24 protein-coding genes and 1 other annotated feature are annotated in these 25,214 nt (G+C 53.2%); all 24 genes read right to left on the bottom strand.

Annotation, left to right across the window (positions count from 1 at the left end; translation table 11 throughout):
* Nucleotide 1: 1 nt before the first annotated feature.
* Nucleotides 2-1,084, bottom strand: coding sequence for a carbamoyl phosphate synthase small subunit (locus EVJ21_RS02690; RefSeq protein WP_131489853.1), 1,083 nt, complete (start codon nt 1,082-1,084; stop codon nt 2-4).
* Nucleotides 1,062-2,342, bottom strand: a complete 1,281-nt coding sequence (locus EVJ21_RS02695) for a dihydroorotase (RefSeq protein ID WP_131489854.1) — start codon at nt 2,340-2,342, stop codon at nt 1,062-1,064. The genes EVJ21_RS02690 and EVJ21_RS02695 overlap by 23 nt, the downstream gene beginning before the upstream one ends.
* A complete protein-coding gene (locus tag EVJ21_RS02700) occupies nt 2,339-3,244 on the bottom strand; it encodes an aspartate carbamoyltransferase catalytic subunit (protein WP_131465316.1) in 906 nt (301 codons plus the stop codon). Before EVJ21_RS02700 ends, EVJ21_RS02695 begins: the two co-directional genes overlap by 4 nt.
* A 130-nt stretch (nt 3,245-3,374) precedes the next feature.
* A complete protein-coding gene (locus tag EVJ21_RS02705) occupies nt 3,375-4,676 on the bottom strand; it encodes a uracil-xanthine permease family protein (protein ID WP_131465318.1) in 1,302 nt (433 codons plus the stop codon).
* 49 nt (nt 4,677-4,725) lie between these two features.
* Nucleotides 4,726-5,259, bottom strand: coding sequence for a bifunctional pyr operon transcriptional regulator/uracil phosphoribosyltransferase PyrR (gene pyrR, locus EVJ21_RS02710; protein ID WP_070327547.1), 534 nt, complete (start codon nt 5,257-5,259; stop codon nt 4,726-4,728).
* 192 nt (nt 5,260-5,451) lie between these two features.
* Nucleotides 5,452-6,363 carry an RluA family pseudouridine synthase gene (locus tag EVJ21_RS02715; protein ID WP_070327548.1) on the bottom strand — a complete coding sequence of 304 codons (912 nt, stop codon included), beginning with the start codon at nt 6,361-6,363 and terminating at the stop codon, nt 5,452-5,454.
* Nucleotides 6,363-6,836: a signal peptidase II gene (gene lspA / locus EVJ21_RS02720; RefSeq protein WP_070327549.1), complete on the bottom strand. Its 474-nt coding sequence runs from the start codon at nt 6,834-6,836 to the stop codon at nt 6,363-6,365. Before lspA ends, EVJ21_RS02715 begins: the two co-directional genes overlap by 1 nt.
* Nucleotides 6,837-6,895: 59 nt before the next feature.
* A complete protein-coding gene (gene ileS / locus EVJ21_RS02725; RefSeq protein WP_131443391.1) occupies nt 6,896-9,622 on the bottom strand; it encodes an isoleucine--tRNA ligase in 2,727 nt (908 codons plus the stop codon).
* A 49-nt stretch (nt 9,623-9,671) separates the two neighbouring features.
* Nucleotides 9,672-9,892 (bottom strand) — a binding site (T-box leader).
* A 2-nt stretch (nt 9,893-9,894) separates the two neighbouring features.
* Nucleotides 9,895-10,440, bottom strand: a complete 546-nt coding sequence (locus EVJ21_RS02730) for a DivIVA domain-containing protein (protein ID WP_016509011.1) — start codon at nt 10,438-10,440, stop codon at nt 9,895-9,897.
* A gap of 18 nt (nt 10,441-10,458) precedes the next feature.
* On the bottom strand, nt 10,459-11,229 hold the full coding sequence (locus EVJ21_RS02735) for a YlmH family RNA-binding protein (protein WP_070327551.1): 771 nt from the start codon (nt 11,227-11,229) through the stop codon (nt 10,459-10,461).
* Nucleotides 11,230-11,502: a YggT family protein gene (locus tag EVJ21_RS02740; protein ID WP_070327552.1), complete on the bottom strand. Its 273-nt coding sequence runs from the start codon at nt 11,500-11,502 to the stop codon at nt 11,230-11,232.
* Between the two features lie 4 nt (nt 11,503-11,506).
* On the bottom strand, nt 11,507-11,974 hold the full coding sequence (locus tag EVJ21_RS02745; RefSeq protein WP_070327553.1) for a cell division protein SepF: 468 nt from the start codon (nt 11,972-11,974) through the stop codon (nt 11,507-11,509).
* 23 nt (nt 11,975-11,997) lie between these two features.
* Nucleotides 11,998-12,651 carry a YggS family pyridoxal phosphate-dependent enzyme gene (locus EVJ21_RS02750; RefSeq protein ID WP_201739974.1) on the bottom strand — a complete coding sequence of 218 codons (654 nt, stop codon included), beginning with the start codon at nt 12,649-12,651 and terminating at the stop codon, nt 11,998-12,000.
* The gene (pgeF, locus tag EVJ21_RS02755) at nt 12,648-13,409 is read right to left on the bottom strand and encodes a peptidoglycan editing factor PgeF (protein ID WP_131489856.1); all 762 of its coding nucleotides are present in this window, start codon (nt 13,407-13,409) and stop codon (nt 12,648-12,650) included. The genes EVJ21_RS02750 and pgeF overlap by 4 nt, the downstream gene beginning before the upstream one ends.
* 54 nt (nt 13,410-13,463) lie before the next feature.
* Nucleotides 13,464-14,609 (bottom strand): cell division protein FtsZ, encoded by a 1,146-nt coding sequence (gene ftsZ / locus EVJ21_RS02760; RefSeq protein WP_070327556.1) that lies wholly within the window; start codon nt 14,607-14,609, stop codon nt 13,464-13,466.
* 47 nt (nt 14,610-14,656) lie between these two features.
* The gene (gene ftsA / locus EVJ21_RS02765; protein WP_070327557.1) at nt 14,657-15,946 is read right to left on the bottom strand and encodes a cell division protein FtsA; all 1,290 of its coding nucleotides are present in this window, start codon (nt 15,944-15,946) and stop codon (nt 14,657-14,659) included.
* A 228-nt stretch (nt 15,947-16,174) separates the two neighbouring features.
* Nucleotides 16,175-16,945: a cell division protein FtsQ/DivIB gene (locus tag EVJ21_RS02770; protein ID WP_131456279.1), complete on the bottom strand. Its 771-nt coding sequence runs from the start codon at nt 16,943-16,945 to the stop codon at nt 16,175-16,177.
* A 13-nt stretch (nt 16,946-16,958) separates the two neighbouring features.
* The gene (gene murG / locus EVJ21_RS02775; protein ID WP_131489857.1) at nt 16,959-18,035 is read right to left on the bottom strand and encodes an undecaprenyldiphospho-muramoylpentapeptide beta-N-acetylglucosaminyltransferase; all 1,077 of its coding nucleotides are present in this window, start codon (nt 18,033-18,035) and stop codon (nt 16,959-16,961) included.
* Nucleotides 18,032-19,369: a UDP-N-acetylmuramoyl-L-alanine--D-glutamate ligase gene (gene murD / locus EVJ21_RS02780; protein ID WP_236636550.1), complete on the bottom strand. Its 1,338-nt coding sequence runs from the start codon at nt 19,367-19,369 to the stop codon at nt 18,032-18,034. Before murD ends, murG begins: the two co-directional genes overlap by 4 nt.
* A gap of 15 nt (nt 19,370-19,384) precedes the next feature.
* Complete coding sequence (gene mraY / locus EVJ21_RS02785; protein ID WP_070327561.1) at nt 19,385-20,344, bottom strand: phospho-N-acetylmuramoyl-pentapeptide-transferase; 960 nt, start codon at nt 20,342-20,344, stop codon at nt 19,385-19,387.
* A gap of 21 nt (nt 20,345-20,365) precedes the next feature.
* Nucleotides 20,366-21,670, bottom strand: a complete 1,305-nt coding sequence (locus EVJ21_RS02790; protein WP_201739975.1) for a UDP-N-acetylmuramoyl-tripeptide--D-alanyl-D-alanine ligase — start codon at nt 21,668-21,670, stop codon at nt 20,366-20,368.
* 58 nt (nt 21,671-21,728) lie between these two features.
* A complete protein-coding gene (locus EVJ21_RS02795; RefSeq protein ID WP_236633738.1) occupies nt 21,729-23,837 on the bottom strand; it encodes a penicillin-binding transpeptidase domain-containing protein in 2,109 nt (702 codons plus the stop codon).
* Between the two features lie 38 nt (nt 23,838-23,875).
* Nucleotides 23,876-24,238: a cell division protein FtsL gene (ftsL, locus tag EVJ21_RS02800; protein ID WP_084813098.1), complete on the bottom strand. Its 363-nt coding sequence runs from the start codon at nt 24,236-24,238 to the stop codon at nt 23,876-23,878.
* 23 nt (nt 24,239-24,261) lie between these two features.
* Entirely contained in the window at nt 24,262-25,194 is a 933-nt protein-coding gene (gene rsmH, locus EVJ21_RS02805; RefSeq protein WP_131465336.1) for a 16S rRNA (cytosine(1402)-N(4))-methyltransferase RsmH, read from the bottom strand.
* Nucleotides 25,195-25,214: the final 20 nt, after the last annotated feature.

Raw genomic sequence — 25,214 nt, forward strand, 5'->3', positions numbered from 1 at the left:
GTCACATTCCTACTTTCTGTCTGTTTTCGTTGACGAGTGTCATAAAGCGGTCGAATAGGTCGTTGGCGTCATATGGTCCTGGCGCCGCTTCCGGATGATATTGCACCGAGAACGTCGGATGATGTAAATGTTTGATGCCTTCGATCGTCCCGTCGTTGACGGCGCGATGCGTCACGATGAGCGGCGTCTCAAGGAGCGACGTCTCGTCGACGGCGTAGCCGTGGTTTTGTGACGTGATCGTCACAGCACCGGTCTCAAGCTCGAGGACAGGATGATTGGCACCACGATGCCCGAACGGAAGCTTGAACGTGTTGGCACCGCTCGCGAGCGCAATCAACTGATGGCCGAGACAGATCCCGAACATCGGGAGTTTTGGCATGAGTGCTTCGATCAGCGGGAGCGCCGTCGGTACGTCTTTCGGGTCGCCTGGTCCGTTCGAGAGCATGACCCCGTCCGGCTCATAGCGCATCACTTCTTCAGCCGTCACGTCGTGCGGCAAGACGACGACTTCACAGTCGCGCTTCAACAATTCGCGCATGATCCCGAGTTTGGCCCCGAAATCGATGAGGGCGATCCGGCGGCCGCTCCCGGTGCTGACGTAAGCCCGTTTTGTCGAGACACGTGCCACTTGATCGGTCGGGAAGCTCGCTTCAAAGCGCATCGAAACGTCTGCCCACGTCGACTCACCGTCGATCAACACGCCGCGCATGACGCCGCGTGAACGAAGGTGACGCGTCAACATGCGCGTATCGACACCTTCTAGACCTGGTATTTCGAAGCGTTCGAGCGTCTCCGGCAACGTCGCCGTCGAGCGGAAGTTCGACGGCAGATCACACGCTTCTTTGACGATGAGCGCTTTTGCCATCGGGACGGTCGTCTCAAAGTCTTCACGGTTGACGCCATAATTCCCGATGAGTGGATTCGTCAACACGATGAGCTGGTCACAATAAGACGGGTCCGATAAAATCTCTTGGTAGCCGGTCATTCCCGTTTGAAAGACGACTTCCCCGATCGTCTCGGCGTTCGCGCCGAACGCCTTGCCTACAAATGCTGTCCCGTCTTCAAGCCATAATGTTCGTTTCATCGAATCTCCCCTTATATACGATTTCTCCGGCCACGATCGTCACGACCGGCCAACCTGTGAGTCTTTTCCCAGCGAACGGTGTGTTCTTCCCTTTTGACGCGAACGTCGCCGGGTCGACCGGACGCACCGTCTCCGTATCGATCAGCGCGAGGTCCGCCGCCCGGCCGTCTTCAATCACGCCGTAAGGCAGACCGAACACCTCGCTCGGTCGTCTCGTCATCCAGTCGATGAGCGCCGCCTCTTCCATTTGTCCCGTCTTGACGAACGTCGTGTAAAGGAGCGGGAACGCCGTCTCGAATCCGGTGATGCCGAACGGGGCGCGCTCCATCCCTTGTGCTTTCTCTTCAGCCGTGTGCGGGGCGTGATCGGTCGCAATCAAATCGATCGTCCCGTCGAACAGCCCTTCTAAGAGCGCCGCGCGGTCGTCTTGGCTCCGCAGCGGCGGATTCATCTTGAAGTTCGGATCTAACCCCGGGATGTCGTCTTCCGATAAGACGAGGTGGTGCGGTGTCACTTCCGCCGTGACGTGGATTCCGGCCCGTTTGGCGTCACGGATGACACGGACCGATTGACGTGACGACACGTGACAGACGTGATAGTGGCAGCCCGTCTCTTCGGCAATCAACACGTCACGGGCGATATGGATGCTCTCGGCGAGACTCGGGATGCCTTGGATGCCGTGCGTCTCACTAAACTTCCCTTCATGGACCGAACCGGCCTTGAGCGTATTGTCTTCGCAATGGGCCACGACCGCTTTCCCAAGCCGTTTCGCTTCCCTCATCGCTTGACGCATCATCGCCGCCGACTGCACGCCGACTCCGTCGTCTGTGAACGCGAACGCGTCCGCAAGTGACGGCATATCGACTTGTTCGACACCGAGCTGCCGTTTCGTGATCGCCGCATACGGGAGCACGCGGACGCTGGCGTCCCGCTCGATCCGAGCGAGCAAGTCATCGAGCGTCGCCCGGTCGTCCGGGACCGGCCGTGTGTTCGGCATCGCGCAAATCGTCGTGAACCCTCCGGCCGCAGCCGCAGCCGTCCCGGTCTTGATCGTCTCTTTCGCCTCGCCACCCGGCTCGCGCAAATGGACGTGGACGTCGACGAGACCTGGGATCAACAGCTTCCCGTTTGCGTCAATCACTTCGTGTCCTTCGGTCGTCCCGTCGTAATCGACCGAACGGATCGTACCGCCTTCGATCAACAGATTGCTCGTCCGTTTCGTCTTCCCGTCATACCACGTTGCGTGTTGAATAATCATTGTTGTCCCCCTAATGCTCGATTTAAGATGGCCATCCGTGCGTAAACGCCGTTCTTCATCTGTGGAAAGATGCGCGATGACGGATGTTCGATCAAACTGCCGGCGATCTCGACGTCCCGGTTGACCGGAGCCGGATGCATGATGATGGCGCCTTGTTTCATCCGCTCGACCCGCTCGACCGTCAAGCCGTAGCGCGCATGATAGTCTTCTTTAGAAAAAATGTCACCCATAATGTGGCGCTCGTGCTGAACGCGGAGCAACATGACGACGTCGCAGTCCGGTAAGATGTCATCAAGGTCGCGGTGCGAAAGCCCCATCGAACCATCCCACCACGATTCCGGGCTACAACCGACGACATTCGCCCCGAGCCGTTTCAACACGCCTGCGTTCGAGCGGGCGACCCGGCTATGGACGAGATCGCCGCAGATGGCGATATTCAAGCCTTCGAACGTCTTGAACTCTTCATAAATCGTGACGAGGTCGAGCAGCGACTGTGACGGGTGTTCCCCGCTCCCGTCCCCGCCGTTTAATACTGGGATTGTCAGCTTCTCGACGAGCTCATGGTAGTATCCCGCTTCAGGATGGCGGATGACGAGCGCGTCGACCCCGATCGCTTCAAGCGTCTTGCACGTGTCGTATAACGTCTCGCCTTTCGTCACCGATGACGTCGCCACGTCGAACGGGATCTCTTGGATGTTCAAGTGCCGCTCGGCCATTTGAAACGAGTTTTTCGTCCGCGTCGAATTTTCGAAAAACAAGTTCGCGACCGTCTTCCCGTCAAACAGCGGCGGCATGTCCCCTTGTTTGTAGCGGAGCGACTCTTCGATCATCCCCATGATCTCTTCGAGGGTGAGCGTTTCTAAGCTGACAAAATGGTTCGGTTGTTGTTTGATCAAATTCATGTTCGTCTCCTCCTTTTGTTTGGAGGCAAAGAGAAAAGGCGTCTCTTCACCTACGTGAAGGGACGCCTTCATTTGGGTAGACTGCACCCAAATAAACGAGCCTTCACTTTGCCGACCTCACGGGATCGAATTAAAAGTTACTTGCCTGTTTCGTTTCTTCAGTTGTATCGACCGAAGCCGGTTCGACTTCTTCTTTCGGCAACACCGCGTTCAAAAGAATACCGACGACCGTCGCGAGCGCCATCCCTTGGACTGGGAAGCTACCGAGTTGGACCATCGCCCCGCCGAGGCCGACGACGAGAATGACCGAGGCGATGATGAGGTTGCGTTTCTCGGCGAGGTCGACGTTGCTGTCGACCATCGTCCGCAGTCCGTTCGAGGCGATGACACCGAACAAGAGGATCGAGATACCGCCTTTGACCGGATTCGGGATTGTCGAGATGAACGCCTCGACGTGACCGAGGAAGCCGAAACTGATGGCCATGAGCGCTGCTCCCGCGATGACGTAGACGCTGTACACTCTCGTGATCGCCATGACCCCGTTGTTTTCACCGTACGTCGTACACGGCGGTCCACCGAGCGCTGAGGCGACGGCTTTGCCGACGCCGTCGCCGAGGAGCGTCCGGTGCAGGCCTGGATCTTTCATCGTCTCGCGTCCGATGATTTTCGACGTGACCATTTGGTCGCCGATGTGCTCCGTCATCGTGACGAGCGCGACCGGGACGATGGCGAGGAGTGCCCCGACTTGCCACATCGGCATGTAGTCGACGAACACCATCGTGAAGTCAGGCAGTTGGAACAGGCTCGCTTGACCGATGGCCGAGTAGTCGATGATGCCGAACATGGCGGCGATGGCGTATCCGCCGACGATGCCGAACAAGATTGGAACCGCGCCCCATACTCCTTTTAACTTTGTCATCGCGAGGATCGTGATGCCGAGCGTGAGCAGGGCGACCGTGATGAACGTGCCGTTATACGCTCCGTCGCGGTTCATCGACATGTCGATGGCGACCGGTGCGAGCGATAAGCCGATGACCATGATGACCGGACCGACGACGACCGGCGGCAACAGTCGTAACAACCAACCGACGCCCGTCTTAAAGATGATGAGCGACACGACACCGTAGACCGAACCGGCGATAATACCGCCGAACAGTGCGGCTTCGACGCCCCATTGCTGGCTGACCGCGATGATCGGTGCGATGTAGGCAAAACTTGACCCGAGATACGTCGGGACTTTGAATTGGGTGATGACTAGGAATGAGAGCGTGGCCACACCGGAAGCGACGAGGGCGACGGACGTGTTCAGTCCGGTCAAAATCGGGACTAAGATCGTCGCTCCGAACATGGCGAAGACGTGTTGCAAGCTGAAGAGCAGCCATTGCGGCAAGTGAGCGGGACGCTCGTGGATGTTGAGGATGGGGGTTTTCATAAATAGTTCTCCTTCCTGGCCTCTCTGGACCACCTTAAAGGTTTTGGATTTATTGCTGTTGGATGTACACTTCGTCTGTCGTGTCGACTTCACTGAGTCGGACCACGACTTGTTCTGTTTTCGATGTCGGGACGTTTTTCCCGACAAAGTCCGGGCGAATCGGCAACTCGCGGTGCCCCCGGTCGATCAAGACGGCGAGTTGGATGTAATCGGGCCGACCGTGGTCGACGAGTGCGTCCATGGCGGCTCGGACCGTCCGTCCCGTGTACAAGACGTCATCGACGAGGACGACCGTCTTGCCATTGATATCGTGCGGGAGTTCGGTTGCTTTCACTTCTGGGTCGAGCGACTTCTTCGATAGGTCGTCCCGGTAGAGCGTGATGTCTAAGTTACCGAGCGCGATCGGTTTTCCTTCGATTTCTTCGATGCGATGGGCGAGTCGGTCGCCGAGCGTCTCACCGCGCGTTTTGATCCCGACGAGGACGACGTTGTCCGTTCCTTTGTTGCGTTCAATGATCTCATGGGCGATTCGCGTCAAGGCGCGTCGGATCGCGGCTTCGTCTAGTATGGTCGAGCGTTTCATATGATTCCTCCTCTCGTAATCTATAAAAAAAGAAGACTTCCTCATCCGGCTGGAAAGGAAGTCTTCACGAAGGCAAACGAGTGCCGTATATGATAGACGGTTGTGGCCGCGGCCACGATCCTTTCACAGCCTCTCTGGACTGGGTTTAAAGGTGTTATGCTTTCTAGACTATAAATCTGAATCGGTTGAAAGTCAACGTGTTTTCTCGATTTTGTCCAATTTTGCGAGCTCTGCCTCGAAGTCGGTCGGGAGTGCCGCCTCGAACTCGAGCCATTCGTTCGTCCGCGGATGATGGAAGCCGAGCGTGGCTGCATGGAGCGCTTGCCCGTTCAAATCGATTGTCCGACGCGGTCCGTATTTCGGGTCTCCGGCAAGCGGATGGCCGATATAGCGCATATGGACACGGATTTGATGCGTCCGTCCTGTCTCGAGCTTGCACTCGACGAGCGTGAAGTCTTTATAGCGCTCGAGCAGACGGAAGTGTGTTACCGCTTCTTTCGCATTCTTGTCTGTCACCGTCATGCGCTGACGATCGTTCGTGTCGCGCCCGATCGGCGCCTCGATCGATCCGAGCTCATGGACGAGCTCGCCGTGGACGAGTGCGACGTATTCGCGTTTGATCGTTCTGTCTTTCAACTGTTGCGCGAGTGACTCGTGCGCCATATCGTTTTTCGCGACCATGAGCAGTCCCGTCGTATCTTTATCGATACGATGGACGATACCCGGACGCTTCACACCATTGATGCCTGAGAGGTCGTCACAGTGATATAACAGCGCGTTGACGAGCGTTCCAGACGTATGACCAGCCGCAGGGTGCACGACCATGCCACGTGCTTTGTTGACGACGATGACATCCTCGTCCTCGAACACGACGTCGAGCGGAATATCTTCGGGGAGGACTTGGAGTTCGACGGCTTCTGGCACCGTCACGACGACTTCGTCCCCTTCTTGCAGTTTATAGTTCGGCTTCACGAGTTGACCGTTGACGAGCAGATCCCCTGCCTTAATCCAGTCTTGGATTTGCGAACGTGACCAGTCACTTCGTTCGCTCATCCATTTATCGATCCGTGCCTTTTCTTCGGCGACAAATGTGTAAGTTTCCATTACGATTGTCCCCTTTCTTTGTTTAATTTTTCTTCGAACAAGACGCCGATGATCATAAAGATGACCCCGAACGTGAGTGCCATATCGGCGACGTTAAAGATTGGGAAGTTGTAGCCAAACGGGTACGTGTCGACGAAGTCGACGACCTCGCCCCGGAACAGACGATCGATAAAGTTGCCGATCGCTCCGGCGAGCAGTAAGCCGACACTGTAGCCGAGCAGTTTGAACCCATTCACTTCTTTATGCAAGAAGTAGATCAGACCGACGACAACGACGGCGGTGACGACGAAGAAGAACACCATCTGTCCTTCGAGCATGCCCCAGGCCGCGCCTCTGTTGCGGTACGATGTCAAATAGAGCCATCCTGGAATCAATTCGATCGATTGACCGATCGTCATCGTCTGGACGACGATCCATTTCGTCACTTGGTCGAGCAAAATGAGAACGACTGCTAATCCGTAATAACGTTTCATCAAATTCTCCTTTCAAGTCATAAGAAACCGGAGTGGACTGTGCGCCACTCCGGTCCGGCTCATGCGATGACTTCTGTACAGCGCGGGCAAAGTTCTGGATGATCTGCGTTCTGACCAAGTTCGGTCGAATACGTCCAACAGCGGGCACAAGCGGCACCGTCTGCTTTCGCGACGCTGATCTTCGCCGTCGCGTAGTCGACGTCGGCCGTATCGACGTAGTCGAGTTGTGACACTTGCAGGAGTTGACGAACGTTATCGATCGTATCGAGCAGCGCTTTCGTCTCACCCTTCGGTGCGACTTGAAGTTTTGCTTCGAGCGGTTTCCCGATCAACTTCTCGCCGCGGGCGATCTCGATCGCTTTCAAGACGTCGTCGCGGAACGTGAGGAATTTCGACCATTTCGCGAGTAATTCCGTCTCTGCTTCCGTGAGCGGCGCCACTTCTTCAAGGTCCGACAAGAAGACGCTATCCGCCGTCTTGGCCGGGATTTCTTGCCAGACTTCGTCCGCCGTATGCGGGAGGATCGGGGCAAGCAGCTTCGTCAACGTGATGACCGCATCATACATGACCGTCTGAACGGCACGGCGACGCGCATCGTTTTCACGTTCGATGTAGAGGATGTCTTTCGTGAAGTCGAGATAGAACGACGACAATTCGTTGACACAGAAGTTGTGGCTCATGTGGTAAACAGCCATAAAGTCGAACGTATCGTACGCTTTGACGACTTTCGTCTGAAGTTGTTTCAGCTTCGTCGCCATGAAGCGGTCGGCTTCCGGCATATCTTCGAACGCGACGCGCATCGACGGATCGAACCCGTTCAAGTTACCGAGCAAGAAGCGTAACGTGTTACGGATCTTCCGGTATACTTCTGACACTTGTTTAAAGTTGTCATGCGAGGCGCGGACGTCTGACTGATAGTCCACAGACGCGACCCAAAGACGTACGATTTCAGCACCGTACTGTTTCACGAGGTCGTTCGGTGCAATCGTGTTGCCGAGCGATTTCGACATCTTCCGGCCGTCGCCGTCAAGGACGAAGCCGTGACTGAGGACGTTGCGATACGGTGCTTTGCCGGTCGTCGCGACTGCAGTCGACAGTGACGAGTTGAACCAACCACGGTATTGGTCCGAACCTTCTAGGTACAGGTCGGCCGGACGGCGCAAGTTGTCGCGCTGTTCGAGCACGCCTGCGTGTGACGAACCTGAATCGAACCAGACGTCCATGATGTCGACTTCTTTACGGAACTCGCCGTTTGGACTGTTCGGATGTGTGAAGCCGGATGGCAACAAGTCTTTCGCCTCGCGCTCGTACCAGACGTTTGATCCGTGCTCATGGAACAAGTTGGCGATATGGTCGATCGTTTCGTTCGTGATGATTTCCGTTCCGTCTTCTGCGTAGAAAATCGGGATCGGCACACCCCATGCCCGCTGACGGCTGATGACCCAGTCGCCACGGTCACGGACCATGTTGAACAGGCGCGTCATGCCCCATTCCGGTACCCAGTTTACTTCTTCGATTTCACGCAACATGTCGCTGCGGAAGTCTTTGATCGAAGCGAACCATTGCGGTGTCGCCCGGAAGATGACCGGCTTTTTCGTACGCCAGTCGTGCGGGTACGAGTGCTTGATGAATTTGAGCTTCAACAAGTTGCCATTTGCTTCGAGCTTCATGCCGATCTCTTTGTTCGCATCTTCATAGAACAGTCCTTCAAAGCCTGGTGCTTCGTCCGTCATATACCCGCGGTCGTCGACCGGGCACAACACGTCAAGTCCGTACGCTTGGCCGACACGGTAGTCGTCTTCCCCGTGGCCAGGTGCGATATGGACGCAGCCTGTCGCTTCAGCCGTGACGTGGTCGCCAAGGATGAGGAGTGACGTCCGGTCGTAAAGCGGGTGCTGTACCGTCATGTGCTCGAACTCGCGTCCGTTCCAAGATCCGCTCACTGAGTACTCATCCCAGCCGAGTGCTGTCGTCACTTCTTCGACGAGCGTCTCGGCAACGATATACCCTTTGCCATCGTGCTCGATCCGTGTGTATGTCAGCTCATCGCTGACAGCGATCCCGAGGTTGGCCGGAATCGTCCACGGTGTCGTCGTCCAGATGACGAAATGGTCGGTCGTCCCGAGGACGCCTTTGCCATCGACGACTTGGAACGCCACATAGATGGCTGGTGATTTTTTGTCATAGTACTCGATTTCCGCCTCAGCGAGTGCCGATTCAGAAGACGGTGACCAATAGACCGGTTTTTTCCCTTTATAGATGTATCCTTTTTCAGCCATCGTGCCGAACAGGCGGATTTGCGCCGCTTCATATTCAGGCTGGAGCGTGATGTATGGATTGTCAAAGTCAGCGAGCAGTCCGAGACGCTTGAACTGTTCACGTTGTGAGTTCACTTGCTCCATCGCGTAAGCGGCACATTTTTCGCGGAACTCGGCGACAGTCATCTCTTTACGGTTGACGCCTGCTTTTTGAAGCGCGTTCTCGATCGGAAGACCGTGTGTGTCCCAACCTGGGATCATCGGTGATTGATAGCCGTTCAACGACTTGAAACGGACGATGATGTCTTTTAACACTTTGTTGAGTGCATGGCCCATATGGATGTCACCGTTGGCGTACGGAGGTCCGTCATGTAGAATGTATTGCGGCTTTCCTGCATTCTTCTCTTGGACGCGGTTGTACAAGTCCATCTGCTCCCAAGCCTCGTGCATTGCTGGCTCGCGCTTCGGCAAATTTCCACGCATCGCGAATTCTGTATCAGGCATCAATAATGTGTCTTTGTAGTTCATTGAAACTCCTCCTGCATCTTTTTTGAAAAACAAAAAAAACCCGCCCCTAAATAGGGACGAGTTCATCGACTCGCGGTACCACCCTACTAATCTCAAGTAGACCTTGAGACCGCTCTCGGTAACCGATAACGAGGTCAAGCGGTCACGCTTACTCAATTCAGCATGACACTCATAGGGGATACCAAATAAAGTCTTTCTCTTAGGCTTGCACCTTCCCTAAGTCGCTTCGTAGGTGTGACTTTATTGACGTGTCCTAATCAACGTATTGTTTATTATCCGTGATGTTTGTTTGGTGTGACTTCGTCGTCATTATACGCAAGTTCACTCGTATCGTCAAGAACCGTCTGGACAGGCGGCTCTCCGACAATCGTGTCCCATTCGGTACTATTTAGAAGTTCCATCTGTGCGTCGACGAGAACACGGAACCGGGTCCGGTACAGTTCGACTTTTTTCAACATTTGAATGACTTCACGCTCTGCCATCTGCTCTTTACGCGACGCTTCCTCTTCTCGGGCGAGCGCTTCGCGTTCAGCCTGCTTCAAGATGAGGCTGGCTTCTTTGGCCGCATTGGTCTTGACTTCTTCTGCCGCCTCTTGTGCGACGATAATCGATTTATTCAACGTGTCTTCCATCGAGGAGAAGTAGTCAATACGGGCTTGCATATCGTTGACGAGTTCTTCGTACCTTCTATTTTCACGAATCAATAGCTCAAACTCTTTAATGATTTGATCTAAAAATTCATTGACCTCATCGATATCGTACCCGCGAAAACGAGTCGAGAACTCTTTGTTATGAATATCAATCGGTGTCAACGCCATTCGACTTTCCTCCTAAATTCAACGTATGATGCCATACTGGATTTTTATTTTCTCACGCTTTGTCGAGCCGAGGATTGCCGTCAATTTGACACGACCGTAACCCCGGATTGAAACCAAATCGTCTGGTTCGAGTAAAAAGCTCGCGTCCGTGATCGCTTTATGATTGACTTTGCAGTCACCATGTTTGACGAGCGCCTGTGCTTTCTGGCGCGACAGACCGAGCACCTCGCTAACGACCGCATCAAAGCGGAGTGAGGAGACGATGCCAAACTCGTCGCTCCATTTGACTTCTGGGACGGTCAAAATCGATGCGGCCGGCACATCAGACAGCCGCACCCGGGCTTTGCCGACGCGATCCACGTTCATTTCGATGAATCCAGCCGCATCAGCCGTCGTCGCGAACTGAGCGATCCCGTCAGCGAGGACAACGTCGCCAAACTTTTGCCGCTTCAGGCCCGCGTTAAGAAGCGTGCCTGTCACTTGGCGGTGGGTCAAGTCGACAAACTTCGTCGGATAATCGATTTGAAGAATCTTGACTTCAAAGTCGTTCACGTCGAGCTCATAGTAGTCGGGCGTCAATAAAAGCCGTTTCCGCTCAGCTCCAGGGAAACCGCCGTCCTCGTAGATGGCGAGCCGTTTGCCAACGAGTTGCCTGACGATTTGTTGCTCACGTGGGTCTAAAAAATCCGTCAATTTAAACAAGTAGTTGTCCTCGACTTGTCGCACCCAGTCGAGCACTTGCTCGACAAACGGGCGTTCATTCGGTCGATAATGATCGAAGACGCTCATTTACAGACCGAAAATCGCTCGCACTCCTGCTTGCGCCATACGAAGCACGAACAGGGCGACGATTGGAGAAATGTCGAGCATACCGCCGATTGGCGGGATGATCCGACGGAACGGGTTAAGAAACGGCTCACACAAGTATGTCAAAATCTGTCCGAATTTTGATTCTCTCGCATTCGGGAACCACGATAATAAAATATAGGCAATCAAGACCCAACTATAATATCCAAGAAGCGTAACAATCGTATTGCCTAATGCAGGGATCGCATTTTCCATTCATTTACCACCCTTTACTGTTTAGTTCGTCCTCCGAAATCAAATTCGAAATCGATCCAGTCAATTCGATATTGTTCGGAGCACATAGAATCGTGTTATGTCCAATCGACGTCATCGTTCCTTCTAGGGCGTAAACGACACCCGACAAGAAGTTTACAACTTGACGAGACTGCTCTTTCGACATGCGCTGAAGGTTGACGATGACGGCACGATTTTCTTTCAACTGGTCGCCAATATCTTGTGCCTCGGCAAAGACGCGCGGTTCGGCAAGAACGACTTTCGAACGTTCTTTCTTCTTCGTGTTTAGCGCGACGAGGTTGTTCGATGGTTTCGGACGCTCCTCGGTTTTGACGAGCGCATCAGTCGTCGGTTGAGTGTTCGTCTCTGCGACAGCATACTCTTCCCCTTCATACGCGTGATTCGGATCTTCCTCAAGTCCAAAGAAGTCTTTCATTTTGTTTTTGATTGACATAACGGATTCCTCCTTAGAATATATTATTGCACAAGTACGGTCCCAATACGAACAAACGATGCGCCTTCTTCGATTGCCAACTCGTAGTCGTTAGACATACCCATCGACAATTCGTTGCATGGTGCATGTTCGAAGCGATTTGCCGCGACGCGGTCGCGCAATTCGCGTAAAGCACGGAATGTTTCACGGATCTCACCTTCATCTTCTGTGAACGGAGCCATCGTCATCAGTCCGATGACCCGAATATGGCGATACTGTCTACAGTTCTCGATGAACGGGATGACTTCCTCTTTTTCAAGCCCATGTTTTGACGTCTCGCCCGATACGTTCACTTGGACGAAACAATCGATGACACGGTCGGACCGTTTGTCAATCTCTTCGGCGAGCGATAATCGGTCGAGCGAATGGATTGCGGCAACATGATCGATGACTTGTCTCACTTTGCGCGTCTGTAGACTGCCGATAAAATGGAACTTGGCGTCCGACGGCATCGCATTGACTTTCTCGAGCAAGCCTTCCGGACGGTTCTCACCGAAATCACGGACACCTTCTGCGTAAAGCGCGTTCGCGACGTCGACACCGACCGACTTCGTGACCGCGATGAGCGTCACCGCTGTTTCCGATTGAAGGTTCTCAATATTCTGTCTCACTTGTTTGACGTTATCAGCTATGCTCACAATTTCTTCTCCTTGACGAGGACGGCGGCAAATCGACGCTTGGCGTCTCCGTTCCGATAAGAGAAAAAGTCTCGATCGGAAGCGGTCGACAAGTTCGACTGCTTGACGTCCATGTTTCTTTCGACAGCGAGTGTCTCATTGACTCGTTGCAATGACAGATTCGCATGACGTTCTGATTCGTTATACACCGAGGCCGCATATGCTTCGGGCGAGACGGCATTTACGGCATCGAGGACACGGCGGTCGACTTCATAATGCTCGGCCGTGATGGCCGGTCCGACGTACATCTCGATGTCGTGTTCCGGAACCCCGAGCCGAGCGAATGCGTCCGCCATCGAAGACACGATGTTTCCGACCGTCCCTTTCCACCCGGCATGAGCCATGCCGATGATTCCGTGATCTTTCGCACAAAAGAACAACGGGACGCAATCGGCGAACACGAGAGCGAGTGGCAAATCGGTAGCGGTCGTGACGAGTCCGTCAGTCGCTTGAATCGCCTCATCGTATCGATAGGCGCCTTTGCCCTTGTCCGCTTCGTCGACGGTCGCGACACGCGTCCCGTGCACTTGATCGGCCCAAACCGAATCGATGAGCGACAAGTTTGCTTCGGTGAAGAAACGTTCCCGGTTGGCAATGACTTGTTCCGCATCATCGCCGACGTGCAAACCGACATTGCCTTCATTGTGTCCATCCGTCCGAGTCGTCACATAAGCCAGATAGCGATACGCCTCGGTTTCCCATGTATGTATGAGTTGCATACCAGTCTCCTTTTTTTAGAAAAAGGGGGTGCCGAGAACGGCACCCCCTGTTGTTTAGTTACGGCGTTGTCTTACGAACGCTGGGATGTTGATCGTCTCGTCTGGGACGTCCCCACCATAGACTGGTCTATGGAAGTTCCCTTCTTCTTGTTGAGCAGGTTCAGTCGGTTTCGGTTGAACTTCTTTGTTCGCCTCAGGCTCCGCTTGTTTCTTCGGTTGCTGAAGGAACGGGTTCGTGCCTTGTGACTCTTCCGCAAACTCAGTCGCGATGACAGTGACGATGATCTCCTCGTTCAAGTTTTCGTTGATGACCGAACCAAAGATCAAGTTCACTTCTTCATCAGCGGCGCTTTGAACGATTTGAGCAGCCTCTGTTACTTCATACAAGCTGAGGCTGAGTCCACCTGTAATGTTCATCAAGACACCTTTCGCGCCTTCGATTGAAGACTCGAGCAGTGGAGATGAGATCGCCTTTTTCGCTGCTTCGATGGCACGGTTTTCACCAGTTGCCACACCGACACCCATGAGCGCCGATCCTTTTTCCGTCATGATCGTTTTCACGTCGGCGAAGTCAAGGTTGATCAAACCAGGGATGGCGATCAAGTCTGTGATCCCTTGGACACCTTGGCGAAGCACGTTATCCGCTTCGCGGAACGCTTCGATCATCGGCGTGTTCCGCTCGACGATTTCAAGCAACTTGTCGTTCGGGATGACGATGAGTGTATCGACTTTTTCTTTGAACGCTTGGATTCCGTGTTGCGCATGCTGCATCCGTTTGCGTCCTTCGAACATGAACGGTTTCGTGACGACACCGACTGTGAGCGCTCCGATTTCTTTTGAAATCTCAGCGATGACTGGTGCAGCGCCCGTACCTGTTCCCCCACCCATACCGGCAGTGACGAAGACCATATCGGCACCGTCAAGTGCTTCGATCAATTGCTCACGGCTTTCTTCAGCCGCTTTCTTACCGATGTCCGGGTTCGCACCGGCACCAAGGCCGCGTGTCAATTTAGCGCCAAGCTGAAGCTTGACGTCCGCTTTCGACATATTGAGTGCTTGTGCGTCTGTATTGACCGCGATGAACTCGACACCTTGCACTCCGTGCTCGATCATTCGGTTGACGGCGTTTGAACCACCACCACCGACTCCAATTACTTTAATTTTTGCTACGGCGTCAATCGCCTCATCAAAGTACATCATTTCAGGTATCCCCCTACGTAATTTCCAATTGTTAACACATCATCAGCTTACACGCCAAATAATTTTTCCATTAAACGCCCGAATCCATTTTTAGATTCGCGCTCTGTTGTTTCAGGCTCGTCATCACGATCGATGTCGCGTTCTGTCCCGCCAGTTGGTGTTGGAACAGTCACGCGCTCATCTGGCTTCTCAAGTTGCGACTTCGAGACATGATGGTCGCTCATGAGCACATACTTGAGAACACCGACAGCCGTCGCGTATTTCGGATGTCTGACACCAATCGACGAAGGTTGGTAGAGTCTTGTCTTTTGACCCATGACGCGCGTCGCCAATTCCTGGATGCCAGGCAAGGCAGCCGCTCCGCCACAGAGGAGATAACCTCCGCTGAGCGGTGGAACACCTACCTTTTGCACTCTATTCAACACGAGTGTGAACATTTCCTCTATTCGCGCCTCTAAAACGTAACTAATTTCTGTTTGTGGCTCGAATGCCACTTCCCCATTAATATTCGTAAATGAGAATCCTTCAGAAGCGTCCGCCATTTCTTCGAGCGCGAGTCCGTATTCTTCTTTCGCCACTTTTGCGTCTTGGTACTTACAGTTGAGTTTATATACCAAGTCTCGCGTCATGTGGTCCCCGCCGACTGGGAGGATATACGAGTAGACGAGATCACCGCGATAAAATACAGAGACGGTCGTCTTTTCGTGTCCGATGTCGACGAGGCCGATCCCAAGGTCGATTTCATCGACGGAAGCAGCACTCATTCCGAGCGCCAAGTTACCGAGTACAAATCCTTCTAGCGTAAGGCCTGCCCGTTCAATCGAACGACGGATGCTATGTAGGACCGTTTTTGAACCCGTTACCATTTTTCCGTGCATCTCTAACCGGTAGCCGAGCATACCACGGGGATCGACGACCCCTGTCTGTTGGTCGACTGTGAACGACGTCGGGATGACATCGATGACGCTCATCTCATCCGGCAAACGCATCACTTGCGCCGAATTGATGACTTCGATGACGTCGACGTCCGTGATCTCTTGGTCTTCTCGTTTCACCGATGCGATCCCATGACACGGGGCAATTTGGATATGTTCCCCTTCGATGGCAACATATACCGAACGAACTTGATCACCGAGCGCCGCTTCGGCATGTTCGACGGCTTGCTTAATGGCTTGAACCGTTTTATCGATGTCGACGACGGCGCCACGTTTTACTCCTGCAGACGGGGCGCACCCCTCCGCCAAAATGTTAAGCGTTCCTCCGAGCAATTCGCCCACGACGAGCTTAATTTCTGACGTTCCTATATCCAATGCGGCAACATAACCGTTCGCTTCCAAAAGGGAAACACCTCCGCGCTTAAATTTCTGTTTCTGAATTTCCGTTACATTGTTACAGATATCCAAAAATATTGATAGGTCCGGCAAGATATCTCACGTCTAAGTTTACAACAAATAACATAGTGAGAAAAGGTAGAATCCTACAAATTAAGCGGTTTTGGGGTGTCAATTCGATTACAAACCATAAAAAAACAGTCCTTACGTGTCTAAGGACTGTAAAAAATCAGATTATTCTTTCGTTTTTTCGTAAGGGACGAAATAAAAGCCTCCGTCCATGACGACGGTTCCGCGTTGACCTTTTGGGATGTTTTCAAAGATATCCCCGTATTTTGAGACGGTTTGGCTCAGTTTGAACGTCGGTGTGAGCAACGTGTTTCCATCGTTCATGTAAATCTCATACCGGACTGGTTCATCCTTTTTTTTCGAAAAGACGATTTCAGACATCCGGGCCCGCATCGCGTCATCAACTTGCTCGAGTTCACTTGCCACTTTCTCGAGCTCGGCGACGTCCGTGAACTCACGTAAGAGCGGACCATCCTGCAACTTCTCCGGATCATCGATTTGTCCGGTCGGGTGAAGTGATCCGTCTGCGAGCACGACGACTTCTTCTGAGTCGTTTCGCGAGTAGGCGATCATCTTCTCTTCCTCGATGTCCACGGTGACGATGTTATACCAAGACCGATCGACTTTGACGTCCCGCACTCCCGGGAGTGCGCGAATCGTCTGCTCGATGTCGTTCGGAGAGATGCGAACAATCTTTGAAGACGTGTCGAGATCCGTTCCCTCAAGGACGTAAGCTTCAGTCAACCAGTCGAGTCCGGACACATTCACTGCCTTCACGTCAGAAACCGACGTCTGCATATAGACGACGAGTGCGATGAGCACGGCAAACAAGAGTAGAATCGTCGCCAAGCGTCGATTCGCTTTTTTGCGCCGTTGGTCCTTCATATACGGAATGCGATCTTCCAAACTGCGAACGGTATTCTGACGCGTCTCCATTAACTTCTCTCCTTTATCGGCTTACTTCTTCAACAAGATCGGCGAGTGATTCCGCGGCGTGCGGGAATCCTAATCGTTTCGACGCTGCGGCCATCTCGTCATGGTGATTCAAGACGTGACGGATCGACGCGACGAGCGTGGCGCCTGTCAACGCTTGCTCTTTAATCAGTTCAGCGGCACCGTTCTCGACGAGCGCCGACGCATTTTTCGTCTGATGATCCGCTGTCACGTAAGGGCTCGGGATTAAAATGCTCGGCAAACCGAGCGCAGTCAATTCCGAGATTGTCGAAGCACCGGCCCGTGAGACGACGAGACTCGCACAGGCGAGGAGCTCTGGCATATCGTAGACGTAAGGCAAGATTTGGACGTTATCTGAGCTCGGCGCTTTGGCGACGACATCGTCAAAATGCACTTTTCCGGTCACATATAAGACGTTCACAGGTTCAGTCGCGAGTTCCGGGATCGCCTCGATGACCGCTCGATTGATCGCTTCCGCCCCACGGCTGCCGCCATAGATGAGAACAATCGGTCGGTCGTCAATCCCGTACTCGGTGCGCAGTTTCATCTCGTCTGCCGTTGTCTTCAAGACCTCACTACCCCGTGGATTCCCGATGACTTGCACGTTCGCCCCTGGGAAATGGTGTTCAGAACCGGCGAACGACAGCGCCACACGATCCGCTTTTTTAGACAAAAACTTATTCGTCAGTCCCGGGATGCTGTTTTGTTCATGCAAAATCGTCGGAATACCGAGCAGTTGTGCGGTGAAGACGACAGGCCCGGACACGAAACCGCCCGTTCCGATGACGACGTCAGGTCGGAACGCTTTCATGTCTTTTCGTAATGCGAGAACCGATTGGACGAACCGATAACCCGTCTTGACGTTCTCAATCGAAAGCGACCGTTTCAAGCCACTGATTCGAATCGATTTGAACGGGATACCCGCTCGCGGTACGAGATCGGCTTCAAGCCCGTTCTCGGTCCCGATATAGAGCACCTCTAAATCGGTATGCCGCTCTTTCAACGTATCGAGCAGGGCGAGCGCCGGATAGATGTGACCACCCGTCCCTCCACCAGAAATGATGACTCTCATCGGTTTGCCTCCTCATATGCGTTCACGAGCTTGACGAAATGTTCGCCTCGTTCTTCAAACGTCTTATATTGATCCCAGCTCGCACAGGCCGGCGACAGCAAGATCACGTCGCCTGCAACGGACTGTTCAAACGCGAGCGGCACCGCCTCGTCGAGCGTGGCGACGGCTTGCGCCGGAATGTTTTCTGATTCACTTAACGTTTTGAACCGTTCAGCCGTCTCGCCGTAAGCGATGACAGCTTTCACCCGTTTCATCGCCGGAACGAGTGATGTCAGGTCGGCTCCACGTTCGAGCCCGCCGCATAACCAAACGATCGGTGCTTCGAAACCAGTGAGTGCCGCCTCGGCAGCGACGTTGTTCGTCGCTTTTGAATCGTTGTAGACGCGACGGCCAAGCACACGGCCGAGGCTCTCCGTCCGATGGGCGACGCCGCCGAACGTGCGCAAGACGTGCTCGATATGATCAGTCGGGATGTCAAACGGCTCGATCAATAAGAGCGCGGCCAATACGTTCTCGACGTTATGGGCGCCTCCAAGCGCAAGTTCTGACACCGGCATGATCCGTGCGCCATGCAAAGTGATCCATCCTGAATCGACATGCGCGTCACCGGTTTCATAGCCAAACGTTTGAGCTGAAAGTCCAGTCGGCACTCGCTTCATGACTTCTCGATCCTCACCTTTGACGACGACCCGGTCTGAAGGTGTCATGTTTTGGAACAGATTCGCTTTCGCGTCAGCGTATGATTCAAAGTCCCCGTGATAGTCAAGATGGGCTTCTGACAAGTTGAGCAGTGCTGCCGAGCGGGGATGGAACGCTTCCACTCCCATCAGCTGAAAACTCGATAGTTCGATCACGATCAGGTCGCCCGGCGCGGCTTGCGTCGCGACTTCGATGGCCGGAAACCCGATATTTCCCGCCACGTGGACGGGACGTTCGCCACCTTTTAACAGCTCATGGACGAGCGTCGTCGTCGTCGTTTTACCGTTCGACCCGGTGATGGCGACAAAATCTGCCTCTGTTGCCAAATAAGCGAGCTCGACTTCCGTATAAATCGGGATGTGACGCGCAATCGCTTCTTCTAGTAACGCGATCTGATAAGGGATACCCGGATTCTTGACGATCAGTTCAGCTTCGTCTAACAGTTCAAGCGGATGCGAGCCGAAGACAGTTTTTACGTTTAGCGCTTCAATCTTTGCCCGCTCTGCTTCTGTTGGCTCACTGCCCGTATTGATCACTACGTCTGCGCCGACCGCCTTTAAATAGGCGGCAGCTGCGATACCGCTCCGAGCCGCCCCGAGTACGAGGACTCGCTTACCATTCCACTGTTGATTCATGTCTTCCACCATCCATTACATGAGAAGTAACGACAATACTGCCGTGATCAAGCTAATTCCACTGAACGTCAATACGATGCGCCATTCTGACCAGCCGACCATCTCGAAATGGTGGTGGATCGGACTCATCTTAAAGATTCGTTTCCCCGTCGTTTTAAACGAGATGACCTGCAAGATGACACTGAGCGTCTCAATGACAAAAATAATACCGACGAAGACGAGTAATAATTCAAGTTTCAACATGAGGGCGAGACCAGCGACCGCTCCGCCTAAAGCGAGCGAACCCGTGTCACCCATGAAAATTTTCGCCGGGTATTTGTTAAAGACGAGGAACCCAAGGAGTGCTCCGACCGTACTAAACGCAAACCAAGCGATGCCGACTTCATCTTGTCCTAACGCATAAATTCCAAAGAACGCAAACGTCGGGATGGCCGAGAACGAAACGAGACCGTCCAAACCGTCCGTCAAGTTGACGGCGTTCGAGAAACCGACGAGCCAGAAGATGACGATGGCGATGTAGAACCAGCCCGTATCAAACGCGATCGATGTGAACGGAATGCTGATTGTTGTGTCGAGCCCGCCGCCAAGTGATAAGAACCAAACGAACAACACCGAGACAATGATTTGGCCAATCAACTTTTGGAGCGATGTCAATCCAAGGTTGCGTTTGTTGACGACTTTAATGTAGTCGTCAAGGAATCCAATGATCCCGAACGCGAGCGTGACGAACAAGAGCGTCCCGAATCCGGCGACCGCTTCTCCAAACACGATCGAAACGAGAAAGCCGACAAGAAGTGCGAGCAGGATGACGATCCCGCCCATCGTCGGTGTCCCTGATTTCTTTTGATGCCAATCCGGACCCTCGTCCCGGATCTCCTGACCAAACTTTAAGTTACGAAGCGCCGGGATGGCTCGCGGCATGACGACCAATACGGTCAATAATGAACTGATTAAGACGATTAAACTGATTAACATATTCGTACCTCACTACTCTATTTATTGGACTAAGCGCTCAAGCGCAAGTCCTCGCGATGCTTTTAACAATATCACAGTCTGTGGCCGTTGATAACTGCTGAGGAGTGCTTTCGCTTCCTCTACCGTTGGGACCATCGTCACATTCACGCGCGGGTCACTGATCCCTTGTGCGATCCATTTCGCTTTGTCGCCGATCAGCACGCAATCGGTCACAGGTGCCGTGATGACGTGGCCGACACTCTCGTGCTGGGCCTGTTCATCTGTTCCGAGTTCGTACATATCCCCGAGGACGAGGACACGACGGCTAAAGCCTTCTAACGTTTTCACCGTCTCGATGGCGGCAATCATCGATGTCGGGCTCGCATTGTAGGCGTCATTGATCAAATGCGCGTCACCGAACATTTGCTTCTCCATCCGCATCGATGTCAATTGAACTCGATTCAGACCGCGTTGGATCGTCTCGTGATCAAGACCTAATCTGAGTCCGCACGCGATCGCATACGCCGCATTCCGGATTTGGTGGGCTCCGAGCACTTTTAACTCATAAAACTCGTTATTGTAGCGGAAAATCGAGGCGTCAAACGTCGATTCGACGACTTCAAGTTTCCCATCCGCCGTCGCGTCGTAACCGACTCGGTAACCTTCGTTGGCCAAAAGCGGCTCGTCGGCATCGACGATGAGCACCCCGTCCGGTTTGAGCCCGGCTTTAATCTCAAGTTTTGCTTTAGCGATCCCTGAGCGACCTCCGACTTGTTCGCCGTGCGACTCGCCGATGTTCGTCACGAACGCGACGTCAGGCTTGGCAAGTTTCGATAACAACTCGATTTGCCCGAATCCGTTCATCCCCATCTCGAGCACCGCGACTTCCGTATCACGAGGCATTCGCAGTACGGTCAGCGGCAAACCGACGTCCGAGTTGAAGTTTCCAGCCGTCTTGTGCGTTTTGAACTTTTCCCCGAGAACGACGGCAACCATGTCTTTCGTCGACGTCTTGCCATTTGAACCGGTGATCGCGACCACGAACGGATCGATTTCAGCCAAGTATCGTGCCGCCGCTTCTTGCAGCGCCTTTAGCGGTGACTCGACAGGAATCGCCACAATCCCTTCCGGCAGCGGACGCCCCTGCTCCCAAAACGTCACGATTGCGCCTTTTTGGACGGCCGCATCGATGAAGTCGTGGCCATCGACGCGAGCCCCGATGATCGGCACGAACAATCCGTCCTCATTACCGTCTCTCGAGTCGGTCGCGACATGACGGACCTCACGTGTGTCGTCCGTCTCCATCCCAAACCAAGAAGCAAGTGTTTGTATCGTTAACTGTTCCATCCTTATTTCCTCCTGTGACAAAGGAAAAGAGAGCCGAGGCCCTCTTCATCCCTATGCGTTAGTTCGACGGTGCTTGGAGCCTCACTTTGAGTGTCGCCCCATTCTTGACCGGCTTGCCTTTCCCGATTGACTGGGAAGTGACAAAGCCCGTTCCGTCTATTTCTAAATTCAATTGATAGAGCGTCGCCAATCGTTTCGCATCACGAAGCGACCAGCCTGATAGGTTCGGCATCGTGAACGAGTCCTCCGTCTTCAACAGGAGACGCTCCCCGACGACGTACGACTGCCCTTCGACCGGGCTTTGAGCGACGACATCGTCCCCGCTACCGAGTAAGATCGGTTCGAACGAAGCGGCTTTCGCCTGCTTGACCGCCTCATCACGACCAAGCTCGACGTATGTTTCCGTCGTCTTCGTCGACGCATCGATTGTTTTCGTTTGTTTTTCCGGTTCGACGCTTCGATAGCGCAACGCCACGTCCATGACATCCTTGAACAGCGGCGCCATGATGCGCGGACCCGTCGTCGACGAGTCGCCGTTTGGTCGGTCGACCGCAATATACATGACGAGTTCCGGATCATCTTTCGGTGCCATTCCGACGAACGAGTGGATGTACTGACCGCTCAAGTACTTCCCATTTTCGGCAATTTGAGCCGTCCCGGTTTTTCCGATGACGCGATAATTATCGAGCGCATACAGTTGACCGGTTCCGAGATCACTATTGACGACACCGTCGAGTGCTTCGCGTGTCAGCTTGGCCGTTTCTTCCGTGACCGGTTGACCGACAGTTTTCGGATTGGTCGTCCGAATCGTCTCGCCCGTTTCACGGTTGACGACTTTTTTAATCACGTACGGTTGTTTCATCGTCCCGTCGGTCGCGATCGCTGAAGTCGCTTGTAGGATTTGCATCGGTGTCATCGCCGTCGATTGTCCCCATGCTGTGATCAACACGTTCATCGGACTATCGAAGTCGTATTGACTGTTCACTTCTCCCGGCAAATCGACGCCCGTTCGTTGGTCGAACTTGAACGCCTTGAAGTAATCTTCGTACCGGCCGAGTCCGAGTCGTTCATTCGCTAAAATCGAGAAGGCGACGTTCGAAGAGTGCCAGACGCCTTCCACCATAGGAATCGTACCCCATCCGGTGACGTTATAATCATTGAACACCGTCTTGCCATACTTGTAAGACCCGGATTTATACAACTCGTTCGGGTTGTAAACACCTTCATTGATCGCTGCGGCGAGTGTGAAGATTTTCATCGTCGAACCCGGCTCAAAGCGAGATGAGACAGAGAAGTTGCTGTAAGACGTGATCTCACGGGTATTCGGATCAAAAGACGGACGATCGGACAAGGCGATGATCTCACCGGTCTTTGGATCCATGATGATCGCCGTCGCATTTTTCGGTTTATATTCTTTATACAGTTCATCCATTTTCGTATCAAGCAGTTGTTGGATGCGATGATCGAGCGTCAACTGGACGTCCGCCCCGTCTTCCGGGTCGATTTTTAGTTGTTCATCGCTCGACACGAGCTGTCGGCCTGCTAAATCTTTCTCGAAACGATATAAACCGTACGATTCACTCAGCACGTCATTGAGCGATTTTTCGATTCCAAGTTCTCCGACGAGTTCGATGCGGCCGTTTTGATCAATCTTTTGGGCGTAGCCGACGACGGATGAAGCAAAGACTTTATTCGGGTAATAGCGTTTCGGTTCTTCGACGAACGTGATGCCCGGAATCTCAAACGCTTCGATCGCTTCTTTTTGTTCGACCGTCAAATCCCGGCCCGGTACCCCGAACTCGATTTGACCGCGATCGACATTTTGTTCGAGCCGTTTCAAAATATCGGCTTCAGTCATCGGAATGACCGTCGCAAGCTCTTTAGACGCGCCCTTAAACTCGTCAGGCAAGAGCGTCTTGTTTTCGACCCGCTCTCCCCCTAGCTTCAAGACCGCGACAATCCGGTAGGACGGGATATTGATGGCAATCGGTTGCCCGAACCGATCAAAAATCTCTCCACGCTCCGCCTTAAGTGTACTGACAGCCTTCCAACGCTCTTCTTCAGCGAAAGCGAGCATGTTCTCCCCTTTGTACGTCTGAAAGACGGACAAGTAGAGGAACCAGCCGACAAAAAATAAAAAGAGCGGTGTGAAGCAAACGATCGCCACCCACGCCACTCTTTTTTTACTCTGTTGTAGAGAATTCATCAGTCGATCACCAAAACGTTCTTTTCATTGAACTGCATGCCGAGCTTTTCAGCAATCGCATAAATTCTCTCAGGTGAGCTTAGTTGGGCAATCTCATACTTCAGTTCTTCATTCTCTTTCGAGATCGTATTCATCTCTTGGCTGATGACAGCCGTATCTCGCATAATATTGTACGCTTCGTTATGTTTCGACACCGTGATGCCACCGAACAAGACGACCGAGAAAATCATCGTCGGGTACAGGATGGATTCGAACAAGGTCAACGTACGTCGTTTCGGAGCTGGTATTGGTCGTTCTTGCGGAATCGGATTTCGATTCGGTGAAATTTGAGGCTGCAGAGCCTTGCGGGCAGCTTCTGGCATCAGGTATCCCTCCTACGTACAATCTATTTTTGTTTTTCAGCGATCCGAAGTTTGGCCGACCGGGCCCGGCGGTTGTCTTCAAGTTCGTTATCTCCGGCAGTGATCGGCTTGCGTGTGATCAGCTTCAATTCCGGTTCGAACTCCTCTGGGATAATCGGCAATCCTTTTGGCAACTGTGGATACTGGCTCTTCTCTTTGAAAACCTGCTTACAGATGCGGTCTTCAAGTGAATGGAACGTGATCACACAAATCCGTCCACCGATGGCGAGAATGTCAATCGCGTCTTGGACGGCACGATCGAACACGTTCAATTCGTCGTTCACAGCGATGCGGATCGCTTGGAACGTCCGTTTCGCCGGATGGCCGCCTTTGCGTCGCGCCGGCGCCGGAATTGCGTCTTTAATCAATTCGACGAGTTCGAACGTCGTCTCAATCGGCTTGACGGCACGGGCTTGTTCGATTTTACGCGCAATCTGTTTCGAGAACTTCTCTTCCCCGTATGTAAAGAAAATGCGGGCGAGGTCCCCGAACGGCCATTCGTTGACGACGTGATACGCCGAAAAATCTCGTGACCGGTCCATTCGCATATCGAGCGGAGCGTCAAAATTATAGCTAAAGCCGCGTTCTGCCTCATCTAACTGTGGTGAAGAGACACCGAGGTCAAATAATACTCCATCGACTTGTGTCACACCTCGTACCGCTAACTCGTCTTTCAGATGGACGAAGTTGCTCTTTATAAACGTAACCCGGTCCTCATATGGAGCCAAACGCTCAGCAGCGTGCGTGAGTGCGACGTCGTCCTGGTCGAAGGCGTAAAGATGGCCCGTCGTCAGGCGTTTCACAATCTCTTCGCTATGACCGGCTCCCCCTAACGTACAATCGACGTAAATTCCGTCCGGTTTGATGTTCAGTCCATCAACAGACTCCATTTTTAAAACCGTTTCATGCTCAAACATACAAAAACCCTCTCAACCTA

The organism is Exiguobacterium sp. SH0S2, assembly GCF_004337185.1.
Taxonomy (GTDB): domain Bacteria; phylum Bacillota; class Bacilli; order Exiguobacteriales; family Exiguobacteriaceae; genus Exiguobacterium; species Exiguobacterium aurantiacum_A.

Bases quoted from the DNA above. Each gene is read 5' to 3' on its own strand.
- ftsL (WP_084813098.1), bottom strand. From the start codon at position 24,238: ATGCCAGAAGCTGCCCGCAAGGCTCTGCAGCCTCAAATTTCACCGAAT.
- murG (WP_131489857.1), bottom strand. From the start codon at position 18,035: ATGAGAGTCATCATTTCTGGTGGAGGGACGGGTGGTCACATCTATCCG.
- EVJ21_RS02745 (WP_070327553.1), bottom strand. From the start codon at position 11,974: ATGTCAATCAAAAACAAAATGAAAGACTTCTTTGGACTTGAGGAAGAT.
- ftsZ (WP_070327556.1), bottom strand. From the start codon at position 14,609: ATGATGTACTTTGATGAGGCGATTGACGCCGTAGCAAAAATTAAAGTA.
- EVJ21_RS02715 (WP_070327548.1), bottom strand. From the start codon at position 6,363: ATGGAAACTTACACATTTGTCGCCGAAGAAAAGGCACGGATCGATAAA.
- pgeF (WP_131489856.1), bottom strand. From the start codon at position 13,409: ATGCAACTCATACATACATGGGAAACCGAGGCGTATCGCTATCTGGCT.
- EVJ21_RS02695 (WP_131489854.1), bottom strand. From the start codon at position 2,342: ATGATTATTCAACACGCAACGTGGTATGACGGGAAGACGAAACGGACG.
- EVJ21_RS02740 (WP_070327552.1), bottom strand. From the start codon at position 11,502: ATGGAAAATGCGATCCCTGCATTAGGCAATACGATTGTTACGCTTCTT.
- rsmH (WP_131465336.1), bottom strand. From the start codon at position 25,194: ATGTTTGAGCATGAAACGGTTTTAAAAATGGAGTCTGTTGATGGACTG.
- EVJ21_RS02730 (WP_016509011.1), bottom strand. From the start codon at position 10,440: ATGGCGTTGACACCGATTGATATTCATAACAAAGAGTTCTCGACTCGT.
- mraY (WP_070327561.1), bottom strand. From the start codon at position 20,344: ATGTTAATCAGTTTAATCGTCTTAATCAGTTCATTATTGACCGTATTG.
- EVJ21_RS02735 (WP_070327551.1), bottom strand. From the start codon at position 11,229: ATGAGCGTCTTCGATCATTATCGACCGAATGAACGCCCGTTTGTCGAG.
- pyrR (WP_070327547.1), bottom strand. From the start codon at position 5,259: ATGAAACGCTCGACCATACTAGACGAAGCCGCGATCCGACGCGCCTTG.
- EVJ21_RS02770 (WP_131456279.1), bottom strand. From the start codon at position 16,945: ATGGAGACGCGTCAGAATACCGTTCGCAGTTTGGAAGATCGCATTCCG.
- EVJ21_RS02790 (WP_201739975.1), bottom strand. From the start codon at position 21,670: ATGGAACAGTTAACGATACAAACACTTGCTTCTTGGTTTGGGATGGAG.
- EVJ21_RS02705 (WP_131465318.1), bottom strand. From the start codon at position 4,676: ATGAAAACCCCCATCCTCAACATCCACGAGCGTCCCGCTCACTTGCCG.
- murD (WP_236636550.1), bottom strand. From the start codon at position 19,369: ATGAATCAACAGTGGAATGGTAAGCGAGTCCTCGTACTCGGGGCGGCT.
- EVJ21_RS02700 (WP_131465316.1), bottom strand. From the start codon at position 3,244: ATGAATTTGATCAAACAACAACCGAACCATTTTGTCAGCTTAGAAACG.
- ileS (WP_131443391.1), bottom strand. From the start codon at position 9,622: ATGAACTACAAAGACACATTATTGATGCCTGATACAGAATTCGCGATG.
- lspA (WP_070327549.1), bottom strand. From the start codon at position 6,836: ATGAAACGTTATTACGGATTAGCAGTCGTTCTCATTTTGCTCGACCAA.
- EVJ21_RS02690 (WP_131489853.1), bottom strand. From the start codon at position 1,084: ATGAAACGAACATTATGGCTTGAAGACGGGACAGCATTTGTAGGCAAG.